The 17,862-nt window shown below is 67.9% G+C and carries 11 protein-coding genes, 3 tRNA genes and 1 pseudogene; 2 read left to right on the top strand and 13 right to left on the bottom strand.

What is annotated here, in order from left to right; all coding sequences use genetic code 11:
* Nucleotides 1-69 precede the first annotated feature (69 nt).
* The 3 genes from NWFMUON74_RS00070 to NWFMUON74_RS35795 all read right to left on the bottom strand — a co-directional run bounded on the left by NWFMUON74_RS00070 (nucleotide 70) and on the right by NWFMUON74_RS35795 (nucleotide 2,045).
* Nucleotides 70-1,713: a GMC family oxidoreductase gene (locus tag NWFMUON74_RS00070; protein ID WP_187685990.1), complete on the bottom strand. Its 1,644-nt coding sequence runs from the start codon at nucleotides 1,711-1,713 to the stop codon at nucleotides 70-72.
* A 141-nt stretch (nucleotides 1,714-1,854) separates the two neighbouring features.
* Nucleotides 1,855-1,930 (bottom strand) — tRNA-Ala (locus tag NWFMUON74_RS00065).
* Between the two features lie 7 nt (nucleotides 1,931-1,937).
* The gene (locus NWFMUON74_RS35795; protein ID WP_232110759.1) at nucleotides 1,938-2,045 is read right to left on the bottom strand and encodes a DLW-39 family protein; all 108 of its coding nucleotides are present in this window, start codon (nucleotides 2,043-2,045) and stop codon (nucleotides 1,938-1,940) included.
* A 430-nt stretch (nucleotides 2,046-2,475) separates the two neighbouring features.
* Here NWFMUON74_RS35795 and NWFMUON74_RS00060 point away from each other — a divergent pair, with 430 nt between their 5' ends.
* Both NWFMUON74_RS00060 and NWFMUON74_RS00055 read left to right on the top strand, forming a co-directional pair.
* On the top strand, nucleotides 2,476-3,663 hold the full coding sequence (locus NWFMUON74_RS00060) for an MFS transporter (RefSeq protein WP_197986948.1): 1,188 nt from the start codon (nucleotides 2,476-2,478) through the stop codon (nucleotides 3,661-3,663).
* A complete protein-coding gene (locus tag NWFMUON74_RS00055) occupies nucleotides 3,660-4,295 on the top strand; it encodes an HAD family hydrolase (RefSeq protein ID WP_232110758.1) in 636 nt (211 codons plus the stop codon). The genes NWFMUON74_RS00060 and NWFMUON74_RS00055 overlap by 4 nt, the downstream gene beginning before the upstream one ends.
* A gap of 52 nt (nucleotides 4,296-4,347) precedes the next feature.
* Here NWFMUON74_RS00055 and NWFMUON74_RS00050 read toward each other — a convergent pair.
* The 10 genes and pseudogenes from NWFMUON74_RS00050 to dnaA form a co-directional block, all read right to left on the bottom strand.
* Nucleotides 4,348-4,420, bottom strand: a tRNA-Ala gene (locus tag NWFMUON74_RS00050).
* A 39-nt stretch (nucleotides 4,421-4,459) separates the two neighbouring features.
* Nucleotides 4,460-4,533: transfer RNA gene (locus tag NWFMUON74_RS00045), tRNA-Ile, on the bottom strand.
* 192 nt (nucleotides 4,534-4,725) lie between these two features.
* Nucleotides 4,726-5,612: pseudogene (locus NWFMUON74_RS00040) on the bottom strand (IS5 family transposase).
* 157 nt (nucleotides 5,613-5,769) lie between these two features.
* Nucleotides 5,770-6,711: a DUF3566 domain-containing protein gene (locus NWFMUON74_RS00035; protein WP_187685989.1), complete on the bottom strand. Its 942-nt coding sequence runs from the start codon at nucleotides 6,709-6,711 to the stop codon at nucleotides 5,770-5,772.
* A 58-nt stretch (nucleotides 6,712-6,769) separates the two neighbouring features.
* The gene (gene gyrA, locus NWFMUON74_RS00030; protein ID WP_187685988.1) at nucleotides 6,770-9,280 is read right to left on the bottom strand and encodes a DNA gyrase subunit A; all 2,511 of its coding nucleotides are present in this window, start codon (nucleotides 9,278-9,280) and stop codon (nucleotides 6,770-6,772) included.
* Between the two features lie 73 nt (nucleotides 9,281-9,353).
* Complete coding sequence (gene gyrB, locus NWFMUON74_RS00025) at nucleotides 9,354-11,393, bottom strand: DNA topoisomerase (ATP-hydrolyzing) subunit B (protein ID WP_187685987.1); 2,040 nt, start codon at nucleotides 11,391-11,393, stop codon at nucleotides 9,354-9,356.
* A 373-nt stretch (nucleotides 11,394-11,766) separates the two neighbouring features.
* Nucleotides 11,767-12,369: a DUF721 family protein gene (locus tag NWFMUON74_RS00020; RefSeq protein WP_187685986.1), complete on the bottom strand. Its 603-nt coding sequence runs from the start codon at nucleotides 12,367-12,369 to the stop codon at nucleotides 11,767-11,769.
* A gap of 248 nt (nucleotides 12,370-12,617) precedes the next feature.
* Nucleotides 12,618-13,841: a DNA replication/repair protein RecF gene (gene recF / locus NWFMUON74_RS00015; protein ID WP_187685985.1), complete on the bottom strand. Its 1,224-nt coding sequence runs from the start codon at nucleotides 13,839-13,841 to the stop codon at nucleotides 12,618-12,620.
* Nucleotides 13,842-13,977: 136 nt separating this feature from the next.
* Nucleotides 13,978-15,147 carry a DNA polymerase III subunit beta gene (gene dnaN / locus NWFMUON74_RS00010; RefSeq protein ID WP_187685984.1) on the bottom strand — a complete coding sequence of 390 codons (1,170 nt, stop codon included), beginning with the start codon at nucleotides 15,145-15,147 and terminating at the stop codon, nucleotides 13,978-13,980.
* A gap of 803 nt (nucleotides 15,148-15,950) precedes the next feature.
* Nucleotides 15,951-17,762, bottom strand: coding sequence for a chromosomal replication initiator protein DnaA (dnaA, locus tag NWFMUON74_RS00005; protein WP_187685983.1), 1,812 nt, complete (start codon nucleotides 17,760-17,762; stop codon nucleotides 15,951-15,953).
* Nucleotides 17,763-17,862: the final 100 nt, after the last annotated feature.

Below are 17,862 nucleotides of genomic sequence, written 5' to 3'. Positions count from 1 at the left end.
GCAACGATGACGACCGCCCGCCCGCCGTGGGTGCTCCTGTGAATCGCCAGAAACGATCGGCCGGACCGTTCAGGTCCGTTGGGTAGCCGAATGCTGGTCCACCTCGGGTACGGCAGCCACCAGCGGCGCGCGACCGCGGATCAGGTCAGCGGCGCGTTCCGCGACGGCGATGGTCGGTGCGTTGGTGTTGCCCCTCGGGATCGCCGGCATCACCGAGGCATCAACGACTCGCAGCCCCGCGATTCCGCGCACCCGCAGCTCGGGGTCGCAGACGGTGGTCGGATCGCCACCCATGGCACACGTGCTGGTGGGGTGCCACACCGTTGTCGTCGTCCGGCGCACATACGCACGCAACATGTCGTCGTCGCGCACGTCGGAACCCGGGAGAAGTTCTGCGGTGATGAAATCCGCCAACGGCCTGCACGCGGCGATCTCGCGTTGCTGCCGAATACCCGCGACCAGAATATCGACGTCGGTGTCGGCGCAGAGATAGGCCGGGTCGATCGTCGGAGCCCCGGCCGGATCGGCAGGCGTCAGGCTGACCCGACCCCGGCTACCGACCGCTACGGCAATGACGGTGAGCGACAACGCCCGCAGCTCGGGATCGATGACGAGACCCTCCGGTGCAACCGAGCCGCCGGCGGCGATCGCGTCGTACTGCACGTCGGGCGCCACCAAGTCGGGACGGGTGCGCCCGAATCCTCCGGCCACGGCAAGATGCGAAGCGAATGGCCCCTGCCGATCTCGTTGCCACAACTCCATCGCCTCGGGTGTCAGTTCCTCGAAGAAGTTGGGGACATCCGGCACGGACCATTGCGTGAAGCACAGCGGATGATCCTGCAAACCCTCCCCGACAGCGGGCAGATCCAGCAACGGCTCTATTCCCGCGGCACGCAGTTGGTCGGCGGGACCGATACCCGACAACAGCAGCAGCCGCGGGCTCTGCACCGCGCCGCCGGATACGATCACTTCCCGCCGACAGCGGACCTGTCCGTCCACACCACGGCGAACGAATCGCACACCGACCGCCCGGCCGTCCTCGACGAGTACCTTCGTCACCTGCGTACCCGTCCGCACGGCGAGGTTGGCGCGGCCGAGGGCTGGCCGCAGGTAACCGTCTGCGGCAGAACACCTTTCACCGCGCTCCTGGGTCACCTGATAGGGACCGACGCCGTCCTGACACGCACCGTTGAAGTCGGCGTTCATGTTCATTCCGCGCGTTACCGCCGATCGCACCCACGCCCGGGCGAGCGGATGCACATACCGCGCATCCTGCACGGCCAGCGGGCCGCCGACACCGTGGTACACGGAATCACCGTGCTGCTGATCCTCGGCCCGCCGAAAGTAGGGCAGCAGATCCGAATACCCCCATCCCGCGCAGCCGTACACGTCCCGCCACGTGTCGAAGTCGGCGCGGTTGCCCCTCATGTAGATCATGCCGTTGATCGATGAGCTGCCGCCCAGCGTGCGTCCACTCGGCCAGGGCACACGCCGAGCGGATGCGCAACCTTGCTCCGCGGTGACGTTGTCCCATATATATGGGCCTTGCCAAAGATTCACCGTCCGGGCCGGAATCCGCATGTCCGGTGCGTCGTCGGCCGGTCCCGCCTCCAGCAGCAGCACACTGCAGTCGGAATCCTCACTCAACCGGGCGGCGAGCACACATCCGGCGCTGCCGGCGCCGACGATTACGAAGTCATATTCCGCTGTCACCTGGTTCACCCGTACTCGCGATCGGTGGGATACCAATCCGACCACGGGGTTACGCGCCGAACAAGTTTCTCCTTATACGGGTAGTTTCACTACCCGCATAAGCTTCGAAGCCGGTCGCCATCGGCCCGCCCGGCGTCCGTGTGGTGGAGCCTAGGGGAATCGAACCCCTAACCCCTGCCTTGCAAAGGCAGTGCTCTGCCAATTGAGCTAAGGCCCCGGACGACCTAGCGGGCCGTCACCTCGTGCCACGTATCCGAATCGTTGCGCTGACGGAACTTGCCGACAGCGACGACCACCGCGACCACGACACCGAACGTGAGGAGAAGTTTCATGGCTGCCAGCCTACTGGAAGCCGCCGGATCGCGGCCCTCGCGGAGTCACCGGCGCTGCGGCCCAACGCATTCGGGCGCCTAGGCGCGGTGGCACCCGGCATTCCGGTACGGCCGCGCACGGAGTCGCGGCGGACGATAGCCGGACGGTATACCTCCATGTTCCGGTCAGACCCGCGCCGCGCACTTTGTGTAGCGGATCACCGAGGCCCGTTTCGGCTGGTAGCCCGCCAGACCGCCTGGTAGCTTTCGGCCTGTTCGTGCAGCGTCGCGCATCACCTTCAGCCTCTGACCCACGCAACGTTCCCTTCGATTCCCCTCCATTCGTGCGCCTTCTTCGTAGCGGGAAGGCGTAATTCGTCATTCCCACTCGCGGCCGATCGCGCCGGTCATCGGCGACGGCGCATCGGCGGCGTACCGATGGAGTTCTCTCATGACCATCACCATCGCGGCGGCCACGGGCCGCCCGCGAATACTGCCCGACGCCTTGGTGCGCGGTCGTATTCTGCTGACGGGCTACTTCGCCGGACTCGGCGTCGTGATGGCCGTCTGGGGTACGCGGATTCCGGCCGTTCAGGAATCCGCCGGACTGACTACCGCGGGCTTGGCCGCGGTGTTGCTCGCCGCGGCGATCGGCATGGTCGCCGGTCTGCAGGTGGGCGGTCGGCTCGCCGCGCCGGCCCGGCTCGCCCAGCTGCTGACGGGCGGCGGACTCGGCCTGGCGGCCAGCCTCGCCCTGGTCGGCGCCTGCCGTATGCCACTCGCGCTCGCGGCCGCGGCACTGCTGTTCGGCGCGGCACACGGTGTGCTGGACGTCGGCTTGAACGCCGCGGCGGTGCGATGTCAGCAGGCCTACGGCCGCCCGATCATGTCGGGGCTGCACGCGGCCTACAGCCTCGGGGCGCTCGGCGGTGCGGTGCTCGCCGCCGTCGCCGCGGGCGGTTCGCACACGTACACCTTCGGCGTCACGGCGGCCGTGGTGATCGTGGCCGCGTGCGCGGTGGCCCCCGTGACGCGCGGAATCGGTTCGGCCACAGCACATTTCGATTCGATCGAGACGGCGCCGCGCGAGCGTCCACCGGGCCCGGCCCGATCCCGCGTCCGGCTGCTGGGCCTGCTGGCCGCCGCGTGCCTGCTCGGCGAGGGCGCGGCCGCCGACTGGTCGGCAGTGCATCTCACCGGATTGCACGCGTCGGCCGCGACCGGCGCCGCGGCCTACGCCGCCTACAGCGCGGCCATGGCAGGCGGGCGGCTGGTCGGCGATCGGCTGACCGCCCGGTTCGGTGCGCCGAAAGTGGTTCGTACCGGCGCGATTCTGGCCGCGGCCGGACTTCTCGCCGGTGTTTCCGTACCGAGCGTGCCGTTCGCGCTGACCGGCTGGGCGATCTTCGGCCTCGGCCTGTCGGTCACGATTCCCTCCCTGTTCACCGCGGCCGGAGCGGGCGGCCCCCGCGCGGTCGCCGCCGTAGCGGTGACCGGCTATCTCGGTCTGCTCGCCGGCCCGGCGCTGATCGGCGCGCTGGCCACCGTGACCACCCTGCCCGTCGCCCTCGTACTGCCCGCCGCGCTCGCCGCGACCGTGGCTGTTCCGTCCCATCGAGCCCTGGAGACCCAGTGGTGATCGCTCTGTCCCACCAGCCCGCGCAATTCGACGCGGTCATCTTCGACTACAACGGCGTCATCGGCCTGCAACCCACCGAGGCGATGTGGCGCGGCCTCGCCGAACTCGCCGGTTGGCAGCCCGACCAGCTCGGACTCTTCCAGAGCGCGTTCTGGGGCGCCCGCGAACCCTACGATTCCGGCCAGTCCGACGACACCGGATTCTGGACCGCCGTACTCGGCCATCGCCCGGATCGGGACCTGCTCACCCGGCTGCGCGCCCTCGACACCACGCTGTGGACCCGCACCGACGACCGCGTCGTCGCGCTGCTCCACCAGGCCCGGCGCACAGGTCTACCGATGGTGCTGCTCTCCAACGCACCCCACCACGTGGGCGACGCGCTCGACGGATCGGACTGGCGTCCGCTCATGGCCGACGCCCTCTATTCCGCCCGGCTGGGCATGAACAAACCCCACCCCGACACCTACCGAAACGCCCTCGCCGCCACCGGCATTCACGATCCCACCCGCGTCCTGTTCATAGACGACCGCGCCGACAACTGCCGAGCCGCCGCCCGCCTGGGCCTACGCACCCTCCACTACACCGGCTCCCCCGCCGACATCGAAACCCACCTCGCCACCGTCACCACGTAGCGGACGAGAAAGACAACGACTCCGCAAGTCGGCGACTTGCGGAGTCGAAAGGTGGAGCCAAGGGGAATCGAACCCCTAACCCCTGCCTTGCAAAGGCAGTGCTCTGCCAATTGAGCTATGGCCCCTGGGTTCTCGGATTCCACCCGACCGCGATGTCCGGGAAGTGGGTCTAGGAGGACTTGAACCTCCGACCTCTTCGTTATCAGCGAAGCGCTCTAACCGCCTGAGCTATAGACCCGTATCGGCTCTCGGACCGTGTCTCCGAACCGAGAGCAAAGACTACCCGAATCGGCCTGCAACAACCAAAACGGCTGGTAGGAGGGCTTGGGGCGGGAACGGAAACGGCCGGTGCCCACTCGGGCACCGGCCGTTCGCGGGACGCGACTAGGGCTTGTATCGAAGTGGTGAGGGGGGGCCGGTTGGCCCGCCCTCACTGGTGTCGTAGCCATTGGTTGATGGCGGCGATGTGGACGGTGGCCAGGTAGCGGACAGCGAGCTTGTCGTATCTCGTGGCGACGGCACGGTGTTGTTTGAGCTGGTTGATGCCCCGTTCGACCGCGTTGCGGTCGCGGTAGATCACGGGGTCGAACGCGGGTGGACGGCCGCCGGTGCGGCCGCGGTTGCGGCGGTGCGCGGCTTGGTCGGCCGGAACGGGAATAGTGACTGCGATGCCGCGGTGCCGCAACCATTCCCGGTTGCTGCGACTGGAATAGGCCTTGTCGGCCAGTACCCGATCCGGTCGTATCCGGGGTCGGCCACCGCCGGGTTTGGGCACGGCGATCGCGTCCAGCACCGCCACCATCTGCGGGTTGTCTCCAGCTTGACCGGGCGTGATCAGCACCGACAGCAGTCGGCAGCCTCGCTCGCAGGCCAGATGCAGCTTGGTCGTCCAGCCGCCCTGGACCGGCCCAGTCCGTGATCGGTCGGCTCGCTTGCGATTCCGCCGGGCGGCTCTGCCTGCCGATCACCGTCTCGGCGTGCTCCAGCCGCGTGCTGATGAGCCCTGGCGATCGTGGAGTCCACACTCACCTGCCACACGATCTGCCCGGCCGCGTCGGCGAATGCCTGTAGCAACTTCAGGATCAATACCCACACTCCGGCCCGTTGCCAACGCCGGAACAATCCGTACACCGCAGGCCACGAACCGTACTCGACCGGAACGTCCCGCCACGGCGCCCCCACTCGCGTGCGCCACCGGATCCCGTCGATGATCTGCCGTCTCGTCCACGTCGGCGGACGTCCAGCCTTCTTCCCGCGAGGCAACAACGGCTCCAGCCGTGCCCACTGGGCATCGGTCAGATCCGCTCGCCCCGTCACCGCTACTGTGGCCACGAGGTCTCCGGCACTATTCAGGTTTGTTTGGTCGCTAACCCGAATACCGGAGACCTCACCTATATGCCAACGCAGGCAACGCCTTCCGCCACTGGCTGGCACCGCGCAGCGGTGCCAGCCAGCACCTACTTCGATACAAGCCCTAGTCCGGGTCGGCGAGGGTGACCTGGACGCCGCCGACCAGGTCCGTGCACTGGTTGTAGATGAACACGCCGACCGTGGAGAGCGCGGTGAGCAGTACGACGTTGATCAGGCCGATCACCGCGGCATAGCCGAACACCGTGCCGGCGTCGATCAGCGACGAGGACGACGAGCTGCCGTTCGACATGATGTCGGTGAAGCTGCTGTTCAGACGGTCCCACACACCCATGCCGGACAGCACGATGTACAGGAAGCCGACCGCCAGCATCCACACGAAGAACATCGACACGCTGATCACCAGCGAGATCTTCAGCGTCGACCACGGGTCGATGTGGCGGATCTGCACGGTCGCGCGCAGCGGCTCACCACCCGCGGCCGCGGCCACCGCGGCGGGCACCGTCGGCGACACGGCGACCGGCTGCGGATGCGCGGCACCGACCGGTGCGGCCTGGTTCGGCGGCAGCGGATGGCGCAACTCCGACAGATCCGGCATGTCCTTGACCAGCTCCGGCCGGGAAATGCTGCGCGTGGGCCCGTCGATGCCGACCGACTTCACCATGGCGGCCTCCTTGCGGGCCGCCTTGGCCGCGAGGTCGGCCGTGGTGCGGGCGTTGGTGAGCCCGCCGCCGAGCCCGACCGGGGCCGTCGGCGGCCGTCCCGCCACCGGCGGCTGACCCGGGCGGTGCAGATTCGACTGCGGTTCCCGCTGCGGCAGCTGCGACCAGCCATCCTCGAACCGCGAGGTATCACCGCCCTCGGCGGACGCCTGCGACTTACCCGCCTCGCCCTGCTGGTCGGACCGTTCGGGCGCGCCACCCGAACCGTTGTCTCCCGCCGACCCCGGCCGCGGAATCGGCCGCGGCGGAATCGGGGACGACGCGATTCGCTCGGTCACACCGTTGGCGTGGTGCCGCTCGTCGTTCGGCTGATTCGGAGTGGTCAATTGGGATTCCTTAGATCCTTCGTGCCGCTGCCTGTAAAAAACTAACTGCTAACCGAACCTACTGCTTGTCAAGACCGTCGGCCTCCTCTTCACTGGAAACCTGATCGGGCTCATCGGCGTTTCGGGCTATGGCAAGCAACGTATCGCCCTCGCCGAGGTTCATCAATCGCACGCCCTTGGTCTGTCGGCCCGCCCGGCGCACCTGGTTGGCCGCCGTCCGGATGACACCGCCACCGGACGTGATGGCGTAGATCTCGTCATCGTCGTCGACGATGAGCGCGCCCACCAGGGTGCCACGTTTCGGGTCGTACTGGATGGTCAATACGCCTTTACCACCGCGGCCCTGTGCCGTGTACTCCTCGATCGCGGTGCGCTTGGCGTACCCGCCCGACGTCGCCACCAGCAGGTAGGTGTCGTCGCGGACCACGTTCAGCGACAGCAGCCAGTCGTCGGTGTTGAAACGCATGCCCTGCACGCCGGAGGTGGCGCGGCCCATCGGACGCAGCACCTCGTCGTTGGCGGCGAACCGGATCGACTGGCCGTGCGCCGACACCAGCAGCAGATCGTCGTCGGCCGAACACAGTGCGGCGCCGACCAATTCGTCCCGGTCACGCAGATTGACCGCGACGATGCCGCCACTGCGGTTGGAGTCGAAATCGGTCAGCTTCGACTTCTTGACCAGACCGTTCTTGGTGGCGAGCACCAGGTAGGGCGCGTCCTCGTAGGTCTTGATCTGGATGACCTGGGCGATCTTCTCCTCCGGCTGGAAGGCCAGCAGGTTGGCCACGTGCTGGCCGCGCGCGATGCGGCTGGCCTCGGGCAGCTCGTAGGCCTTGACCCGGTACACCCGGCCGAGGTTGGTGAAGAACAGCAGCCAATCGTGGGTCGAGGTGACGAAGAAGTGCTTGACCAGGTCGTCCTGCTTGAGACCGGCGCCCATCACGCCCTTGCCGCCGCGCTTCTGGCTGCGGTACAGGTCGGTCTTGGTGCGCTTGGCGTAGCCGGTCTCGGTGATGGTGACGACCACGTCCTCGCGGGCGATCAGGTCCTCGTCGGCCACGTCGCCGTCGGCCGCGATGATCCGGGTGCGGCGGTCGTCGCCGTGCTTGTCGACGATCTCCTTCAGCTCGTCGCGGACGATCGCGCGCTGCCGCTCGGGCTTGTCGAGAATGTCCTTGAGGTCGGCGATCTCGGCCTCGATCTTGGTCAGCTCATCGATGATCTTCTGGCGTTCCAGGGCCGACAGCCGGCGCAGCTGCATGTCCAGGATCGCGGTGGCCTGGATCTCGTCGATGTCGAGCAGCCGCATCAGGCCCGTGCGCGCGGTCTCGGTGTCGGCCGAGCGCCGGATCAGCGCGATGACCTCGTCGAGCGCGTCCAGCGCCTTGACCAGGCCGCGCAGGATGTGGGCGCGCTCCTCGGCCTTGCGCAGCCGGTAGCGGGTGCGTCGGATGATGACGTCCAGCTGATGCGCGACGTAGAACCGGATCATCTGATCCAGCCGCAGCGTGCGCGGCACACCGTCGACGATGGACAGCATGTTGGCGCCGAAGCTGGTCTGCAGCTGGGTGTGCTTGTACAGGTTGTTCAGCACGACCTTGGCGACGGCGTCGCGCTTGACCGTGACCACGATGCGCAGGCCCGCGCGGTCGGAGGACTCGTCGTGGACATCGGAGATGCCCGCGATCTTGCCGTCCTTCACCTGCTCCGCGATCGAGTTCACGAAGTTGTCGGTGTTGACCTGGTAGGGCAGCTCGGTGATGACGATGGTGGTGCGACCGCGGTTGTCCTCCTCGATCTCCACCACGCCGCGCATGCGGATCGAACCGCGCCCGGTCTTGTAGGCGTCCTGGATGCCCTGGCTGCCGACGATCAGGCCGCTGGTCGGGAAGTCCGGGCCCTTGACGCACTCCATGCACGCCGCGAGCGTGGTCTCCTCGTCGGCCTCGTGATTGTCCAGTGCCCAGTAGATCGCCTCGGCCACCTCGCGCAGATTGTGCGGCGGGATGTTGGTGGCCATACCGACCGCGATGCCACCTGAACCATTGATCAACAGGTTGGGGACACGGCTGGGGAGAACCACCGGCTCCATCGAGCGGCCGTCGTAGTTCGGCGTGAAGTCGACGGTCTCCTCGTCGATCTCCCGCAGCATCTCCATGGCCAGCGGGGTGAGCCGGCACTCGGTGTAGCGCATGGCGGCGGGACCGTCGTTGCCGCGCGAGCCGAAGTTGCCCTGGGGATCGATGAGCGGGTAGCGCATCGACCACGGCTGCGCCATGCGGACCAGGGTGTCGTAGATCGCCGAGTCACCGTGCGGGTGGTAGTTACCCATCGTTTCGGCGACCGGGCGCGCCGACTTCACGTAGCCGCGGTCGGGGCGATAGCCGTTGTCGTGCATCGCGTAGAGAATGCGGCGGTGCACCGGCTTGAGGCCGTCGCGCACCTCGGGCAGCGCGCGGCCCACGATCACGCTCATCGCGTAATCGATGTAGCTGTTCTGCATCTCCTGCTGGATGTCGACCGGTTCGATGCGGTCGCCACCCTCCGGCGGCAGTGTGGTCTCGGTCATGGAATCGTCTCCGTTGGAAGTCTTTGCGGGCGCACGTCATTCGCCGTCCCGGCGGACCGGGACGGCGGCGGGCCTACAGGTCGAGGAAGCGGACGTCCTTGGCGTTGCGGGTGATGAAACTGCGCCGGGCCTCGACGTCCTCACCCATCAGGATGCTGAACAGTTCGTCCGCCGCGGCCGCGTCGTCCAGCGTCACCAGGCGCAGCAGCCGGGTGGCCGGATCCATCGTGGTCTCCCACAGCTCCTTCGGGTTCATCTCGCCGAGACCCTTGTAGCGCTGCACGCCGTCGTCCTTGTTGATCTTCTTCCCGGCTGCCAGGCCCTGTTCCATGAGCGCGTCCCGCTCGCGGTCGGAGTAGGCGAACTCCGGCTCGCTGCGCTGCCACTTCAGCTTGTACAGCGGCGGGCAGGACAGGTAGACGTGCCCGTGCTCGACCAGCGGACGCATGAACCGGAACAGCAGCGTCAACAGCAGCGTGGTGATGTGCTGGCCGTCCACGTCGGCGTCGGCCATCAGGATGATCTTGTGGTACCGCAGCTTGGCGATGTCGAACTCGTCGTGGATACCGGTGCCGAACGCCGTGATGATCGACTGGACCTCGTTGTTCTTGAGGACCTTGTCGATGCGTGACTTCTCGACGTTGATGATCTTTCCGCGGATCGGCAGGATCGCCTGGTACATCGAGTCGCGGCCGGACTTGGCCGAGCCACCGGCGGAGTCACCCTCGACGATGTAGATCTCCGACAGGCGCGGATCCTTGGAACGGCAGTCGGCCAGCTTGCCGGGCAGCCCGCCCAGATCCGTCGCGCTCTTGCGCCGCACCAGCTCGCGGGCCTTGCGCGCCGCGACCCGGGCCTGCGCCGAGGACACCGCCTTCTGCACGATGGTCTTCGCGTCGGCCGGGTTGGCCTCCAGCCAGTGCGCGAGGTGCTCGTTGCAGGTGCGCTGTACGAACGACTTGACCTCAGTGTTGCCCAGCTTGGTCTTGGTCTGGCCCTCGAACTGCGGGTCGGACACCTTCACGCTCACGATGGCGGCCAGGCCCTCGCGGATGTCGTCACCGGTGAGGTTGCCGTCCTTGTCCTTGATGAGCTTCTTGTCCTTGGCGTACTTGTTCACCACCGAGGTGAGCGCCGCGCGGAAGCCCTCCTCGTGGGTGCCGCCCTCATGGGTGTTGATGGTGTTGGCGAAGGTGTGCACCGACTCGGAGTAGCCCGAGTTCCACTGCATGGCCACCTCGAGCTCGTGGCCGGTGCCCTTGCCGGTGAACGAGACGACGGTGTTGTGGATGGGCTGCTTGGAGCGGTTGATGTGCTTGACGAAATCCGCCAGGCCGCCCGGGTAGTGGTAGGTGCGGGTCTTCACTTTGTGCTCGACCGGCTCGGCGTCGGCCTTCGGCGCCTCGGCGGTGTCGCTGACCACCTCGTCGGTGATCTCGGCATCGGACACGCGCTCGTCGGTCAGCGTGATGGTGAGGCCCTTGTTCAGGAACGCCATCTCCTGCAACCGGCGCGCGATCGTCTCGAAGTTGTAGGTGGTGGTCTCGAAGATCGCCGGGTCGGCCCAGAACCGCTGGGTGGTGCCGGTGCGCTTGGTGGGCTCGCCCTTGACCAGCTTGCCGGGCTTGGAGTCCTTGTACTCCTGACTCCAATGGAAGCCGTCGCGGTCGATCTCGGTCACCATGCGGGTCGACAGGGCGTTGACCACGGAGATGCCGACGCCGTGCAGACCACCGGACACCGCGTAGGCGTCGGAGTCGAACTTGCCGCCGGCGTGCAGCTGGGTCATGACGACCTCGAGGGTGGGGATGCCCTGGGCGTGCATCTCCACCGGGATACCGCGGCCGTCGTCGACGACTTCCACGCCACCGTCGGCGAGCAGCGTGACATCCACGCGCGTGGCGTACCCGGCCATCGCCTCGTCGACGGAGTTGTCCACAACCTCTTGGACCAGATGGTGCAGACCGCGCTCACCGGTGGAGCCGATGTACATACCTGGACGCTTGCGGACCGCCTCGAGGCCCTCCAGGACCGTGATGTTGGAGGCACCGTAGTCCTGATTGCCCGCTTTCGCCCTGGTAGAGCCGCTTGCGTTGGAGTCGTTGGCAGCCACTGCTCGGTAGCTCTCCTTACTTGCTGATCCCTCGGCGCAGCGTCCGACGGCACACGCGAGGCCCGACAGATATCTGCTCGAGAATTACGGGTCTTCGCGTTGGCTTGCCCGGAACGCGCCGAAGGTATCGCCGCTAGTTACTCCACCATCCTACTGGCACACCCGGCCCAGGACGCACCTATGACACCCCTGAGAGCCTCGTGAGTGCGTGAAATCGATCGCCGCCGGGTCCGGTTGTAGCCCCGGGGGCTCCAGTGAGCCTCAGTGGCCCGTCGAGTCGCGAGCCGCCCGGTTTGCCGATCGAGACCGCAGCGGCGGTCCGTGGCGACCGAATTCCGCAGCGGCCGAGAAGGTTCCACGTGAAACAGCACGCCTAGCCGTAGGTGTCGCGCGGACCGCGGCCCTTGATGTGCCGCTCGCCCTTGCGCCAGCTCGGAGCAGCCGGGCCGCTGATCTTCAGAGTCGTCACCACGCCCTGCCCCACCGCGGCGTTGATCTTCGCCAGGATCTGGGATTGCAGCATGCGAAGCTGGGTCGCCCACGCGGTGGACTCCGCCTGGATGCTCAGCACGCCGTCGGTCAGCGACACCGGGGCGGCGTGCGCGGCGACATCCTCACCGACGACGTCGGCCCAGCGGCCGAACACCATGCCCTCGGCCACCTTGCTCGACCAGCCGCGGCTCTTGGCCAGCGCACCCGCCAGCGCGGACAGCGGCTGGGGGTCGCGCTCGTCGGGCCGCGCGCCGGACCATCCCGACCGTCGCCGCAGCGCCCGGACACCGCCCTTGCGCGGCGAGGCCCGGCCCTGGCCGACGGCTTTCCCGCTCGCACGGGCGGCGGCGCGAGCCTCCTCGAGTGCGCGGCGGGCCAGGTCGATGCCGCGCGGCTCGGTCCCGGCGTCGGGCGACGAGGCGTCACCGCGCTCGGATTCGTCCACAGCCACTCCTCCCGTCCTCGGCCCACACCGGCCGGACATTGCCGGACAGGCTAATCGGTAGCGGCCGGACTTCCGGCGCGCCGGGACGGGTGTCACGTGACACATTTGTGCTAATCACGGAGGACATCCGGTTCCGGCCCAGCACCCGCGTCCGTGCGGCTGTGCGCGGCCACGGCGAGCACGCGCTCTGTCGCGCGACTCCGCCGCGGCGGCCGGGCCGAGCGCACGCGCTGCCGTGCGGAGACTGCCGACCGGGCCGCGCGGTCGGCCGACCCTCGCGACGACGGTCACCCCTCGGCGGCGGTGTCGGCGGGCATCGGAGCAGCCGCGGCAGGGGGCCCATCGACCCGGGAAGTGCGCTGGTCCGCCTCGCCCGTGGTGTCGACCCGGACGGGTGTGGCATCGAGTTCGGGCGGGACATCCTCGGGCACGGCCGCGGTGATGAGTACCTGTTCGGCCGTGGCGGCGACGGCGGCCAAGGCGGCGCGGCGGCGGCGGTCGAGTTCGGCGAATACGTCGTCGAGCAGCAGGACCGGGTCGGTGCCGACGCTGCGCAGCAGCTCGAAGGCCGCCAGCCGCAAGGCCAGGGCGAAGGACCACGATTCCCCATGGCTGGCGAACCCCTTGGCCGGGGCCGAGCCGAGCATCAGTTCAAGGTCGTCGCGGTGTGGGCCGACGAGGCAGACGCCGCGCTCCAGTTCCTTGCCGCGCGCGGCCGCCAGCTCGCGCAGCAGGATCGACTCCAGCACCTCGGTGTCGTCGGGTTGTGGAATTCGGTCGGGGGCCAGTAGTTCCGGCGGCAGGTGCGAACTCCGGTAGCGGATGGCGGCGGGGCGCGATTCCGGGGCGATCGAGCCGTACGCCCGCGCCAGATACGGGTGTATTTCGTGCACCAACCGCAGCCGCTGCGCCAGCAGTTCGGCGCCGTGGGCGGCGAGATGGCCGTCCCACACGTCCAGCGTGCTCAGCTCGGCGGGCGAGCCCGACCGCGAGCGGACTTGGCGGCCCGCGGTTTTCAACAGCGCCGAACGCTGCCGGAGCACCCGGTCGTAGTCCGAGCGCACACCCGCCAGGCGCGGCAGCCGCGCGGTGCACAGCTCGTCGAGGAAGCGCCGCCGCTCCGACGGGTCGCCACGCACCAGCGCCAGATCTTCCGGGGCAAACAGCACCGTCTGGAGAATCCCCAGGATCTCCCGCGTGCGCCGCACCGGCGAGCGGTTGATCTGCGCGCGATTGGCCGCGCCCTGATTGAGTTCGATATCGATGCGCAGCTCGCGGCCGGAGTTCACCACGGTGGCGCCGATCCGAGATCGCTGTGCTCCCAGGCGGATCAGGGGCGCGTCTGTGGATACCCGGTGCGAGCCCAAGGTCGCCAGATAACCCAGGGCTTCGACCAGGTTCGTCTTGCCGTTGCCATTGGCGCCCAGGAAAACCGTTCGGCCGGCGGGCAGTTCGAGTTCGGCCTGCTCCCAGGAGCGAAAGTCCCGCAGGCTCAAGGCCCGGACGTGCATCGCTCAGTTCACCGTCCCCGCGGTAGTCCCTGTGGAGAACCCGGCGCGGGGGCCGAGTTGTGGTCGCGCCCAGAGTTTTTCACAGAGTTATCAACATTGTTCACAAAGTCCCCGCCGCGACCGCGGGCGCCGGGACTCAGCCCGGCAGGCGAACCGGCATCAGCAGGTAGATGTAGTTTCCGGCGAGTGCGGCGTACGCCCCCGAATCGAGCACCTCCGGCTCCTCCTCGCCGGTCGGGCACAGCACCGCGGGACGGCTGGGGGTGGTGAATCCGAAGGTCACCCGGTCCGAATGCAGGGCAGACAGACCGTCGTTGAGGTAGCCCGGGTTGAAGGCGATGGTCAGCGGCTCGCCGCGGAACTCGGCCTCCAGCCACTCCTCGGCACGGCCCGCGTCGTCGCCGCCGGCCGACAGCAGCAGGCCCTGCTCGGAGAACTCCAGCCGGACCTGGGCGCCGCGCTCGGCGACCAGGGCGACGCGCTTGATGGCCTCGATCAGCGCACTCACCTGCAAGGTCGCGATGGAGGTGTGCTCCTTGGGGAGTAACTGGCGGAACTTGGGGAATTCCGCGTCGAGCAGGCGGGTGGTGGTGCGGCGGCCGCCGTTGACGATGCCGAGCAGCCCGTCGGTGCCCGTACCGAAGGCCAGCTGCACCGGGGAGTCGGAGGGGCCCAGCGTCTTCGCGGACTCCGAGAGGGTGCGCGCGGGCACCAGGACGGCCGTCTCCACGTCGTCGCGGCCCGGCCGCCATTCCAGGTGCCGCACCGCGAGGCGGAAGCGGTCGGTGGCCGCCAGGACGACCTTCGAGCCCTCGATCTCGACTCGGATGCCGGTGAGCATGGGCAGGGTGTCGTCGCGGCCGGCGGCGACGGCGACCTGGCCGACCGCCTCGGAGAAGACGTCGACACCCAGCTCACCGGTCTGCGGCGGCAGCTCGGGCAGCTGTGGATAATCCTCGACCGGCATGGTCGGCAGCGAGAATTTGGCACTGCCGCAGGCGATCAGCACGCGGGTGCCGTCCACCGAGACGTCCACCGGCTTGTTGGACAGCGCCTTGGTGATGTCGGCCAGCAGGCGGCCGGAGACCAGCACCTGGCCCGGACCCGCCACCTCGGCGGCCACTCGCATCTGCGCGGAGACCTCGTAGTCGAACCCCGAGACCGTCAGCCCGTCCTCGCCCGCGACGAGCAGGACGCCGCCCAGCACCGGAACCGGTGGGCGCGACGGCAGGCTACGGGCCACCCAGGCGACGGATTCCGCGAAATCCTCGCGAGCGACCCGAAACTTCATGCTTGCAAGCTCCATCGCCCGGTATGTCCTCTCCCAGTCTCGATCGGTCGTGATCCGTTCGGCTCAGCGCCGGCTCATGCAGGGGTGTTCTGGAAACGGCCACCCCGACTTCGAAGTCTGGCACAGGCGACCGACAACAAACCGTACCCGCGAGGGCAGCGATTGACTACGGCACCCCTCCCCCGGGTGAGTCGCCTCGGATCCGGGCGCCGATCTTCTCCCTGCCATTCGTTCGAGAGCTGTCGAACCCGCTTCCGCACCGCTGCGTCCCGAACCGAGTTTCCACACACCCTGTTTTGAAAGAACTTATTGAAGGAGAAGAACCGAAGCAGTAGTAGGCGCTGTGGATTCTGTGGACTCCGGGCGAATCCGCTGCTCGCAGCGTGTGCCGCCATGGGGATGTCCGGCAGGTGACTCGAGGATGAACGGGGCAGCGCTGTGGAGGTTACGAATCTGTCCCACGTCCGTCCTCGAGCCGTCCTCGAGTTGTTCCATGCCTATGCCCGGTTTGTGCACACGTGTGCGCAAAGTAGTGGACAACTCGAGGATTCCTCGAGGAGCTGACAGGGACTCCTCGAGGAATCCACAAGCACAACTCGGCATCGACGCAGGTCCGGGCCCGTGGACGAATTCACCTGTGCGAACTGTGCACCGATGGGTGTGAGCGGCGCTGTCAACACCCCTGCCGACGAACTGTGTGCAAACCGGTGGAGAACCGGGGGATTCCTCGAGGACTCCCCAAGGATTCCTCGAGGAATCCACAGCACGAAAAAGCCGATCCACCCAGGTGAGTGGGTGGATCGGCGTTGGGGATCGAATCAGCGGGACCGCTGCTTGATCCGGGCTGTGAGTTCTTGAACCTGGTCGTACACGCGGCGCCGCTCGGTCATCTCCTTGCGGACCTTCTTCTCCGCGTACATGACCGTGGTGTGGTCGCGGCCGAAGGCCTGGCCGATCTTCGGCAGCGACAGGTCGGTGAGTTCGCGGCACAGGTACATCGCGATCTGCCGGGCCTGTGCCAGCGGCCGTGCCTTACCGGGACCGGTGAGTTCCTCGAGTGTGGTGTTGAAGTACTCCGCGGTCACGGCCATGATCGTGGACGCGGTGATCTCGATGGTGGTGGTGTCGGGCATCAGGTCTCGCAGCACCACCTCCGCCAGCGACAGATCCAGCGGCTGCCCGTTGAGCGAGGCGAACGCCGTCACTCGGATCAGCGCGCCCTCCAGTTCGCGGATATTGCGTTCCACCCGGCTGGCGATGAGTTCGAGCACGTCGTGCGGCACGTCGAGCCGATCCATCCGCGCCTTCTTGCGCAGAATCGCGATGCGGGTCTCGAGTTCGGGCGGCTGCACATCGGTGATCAGGCCCCACTCGAACCGGGTGCGCAGCCGCTCCTCCAGGGTGGCGAGCTGCTTGGGCGGCCGGTCGGAGGACACCACGATCTGCTTGTTCGCGTTGTGCAGCGTGTTGAAGGTATGGAAGAACTCCTCCTGGATACCTTCCTTGCCCTCGATGAACTGGATGTCGTCGACCAGCAGGATGTCGGTCTCGCGGTATCGGCGCTTGAACGCCACCTTGCGGTCGTCGCGCAGGCTGTTGATGAAGTCGTTGGTGAATTCCTCGGTGGAAACGTATTTGACCCGCATGCCCGGGAACAGCCGCTGGGCGTAGTGCCCGGCGGCGTGGAGCAGGTGTGTCTTCCCCAATCCGGAGGCGCCCCAGACGAACAGCGGGTTGTACGCCCGCGCCGGCGCCTCGGCGATGGCGACCGCGGCGGCGTGCGCGAAGCGGTTGGAGGCGCCGATGACGAACGTCTCGAAGGTGTACTTCGCGTTCAGGCTCGCGGCGGAGTTGGCCGGCGCCGTCGACGTCGGCTCGGGTGACTTGTTGAAGTAGGTCGGCCAGGAATTGCGCACGTTGACGACCGGTTCGTCGTCGGTCCGCTCGTCGGCGGGCACCGGTCGGCGGGGCGGAGGATCGTCGTGGTCGGAGGCGAAAAGGGAGTCCTGGCCCGCGGCGCGGGGGGCACCGACGGGTGTGGGCGGCAACTCCATCTCCCGCCGCTCCAGCTCGTGCCGCGGCGGGGCATGGCGCTCCACGGCCGCCTCGTCCGGCAATTCTCCGGCCACCGGCTGGCCGGCGAACTGAGGCTGGGGATAGTCGGGCCGCGCGGCGTAGTCACCTGGGGAGAGATAGCGCGGAGCCGGGTACTCGGCCCCCGTCGGATACTCCGGTTGCGGTGGATAACCCACAGGCTCCCGGGGTGTCTCGCGGACCCGCTCCGGCCGCGAGGTGAGCCGGGCGTGGCGGGGCGGACCGACGGGACGGTCGCCCGGCGGATTGGCCGGCGCGGCGATTCGGACGCCGAGTCCCTCCACCTGCGGGCCCAGCCGACGGGCCAGCGAGCGCAGGATCGGTTCGCGCAGATCGCGTTCGATAGCCTCCTGGGCGAGCGAGGAAGGGACCGAGAGCAGAGCGAATCCCTGAGCCACCGTCAGCGGCTTGACCAGGCCCAACCATGCCTTCTGGGCGTTGGTCACCGGCGGGATGGCACCGTCTGCGGAACCTGTGGTGAGCTCGGCGACCACCTCCGGCCAGACGGCGGTCAACGCGTTCTGCTCGTCGTCCACGTACGTTTCCTCCCCGGAATAGGTAGATAGGAGCAGACGGTCGGACACCACCCGCAGATCCCCCCGCAGCGCGAGTGTCGGCGTGGCCGTCGGCCATACG

This window comes from Nocardia wallacei (assembly GCF_014466955.1).
Classification (GTDB): Bacteria; Actinomycetota; Actinomycetes; order Mycobacteriales; family Mycobacteriaceae; genus Nocardia; species Nocardia wallacei.
Note: the sequence above shows the minus strand (reverse complement) of the source record. Positions and strands in the feature narration are given on the sequence as shown.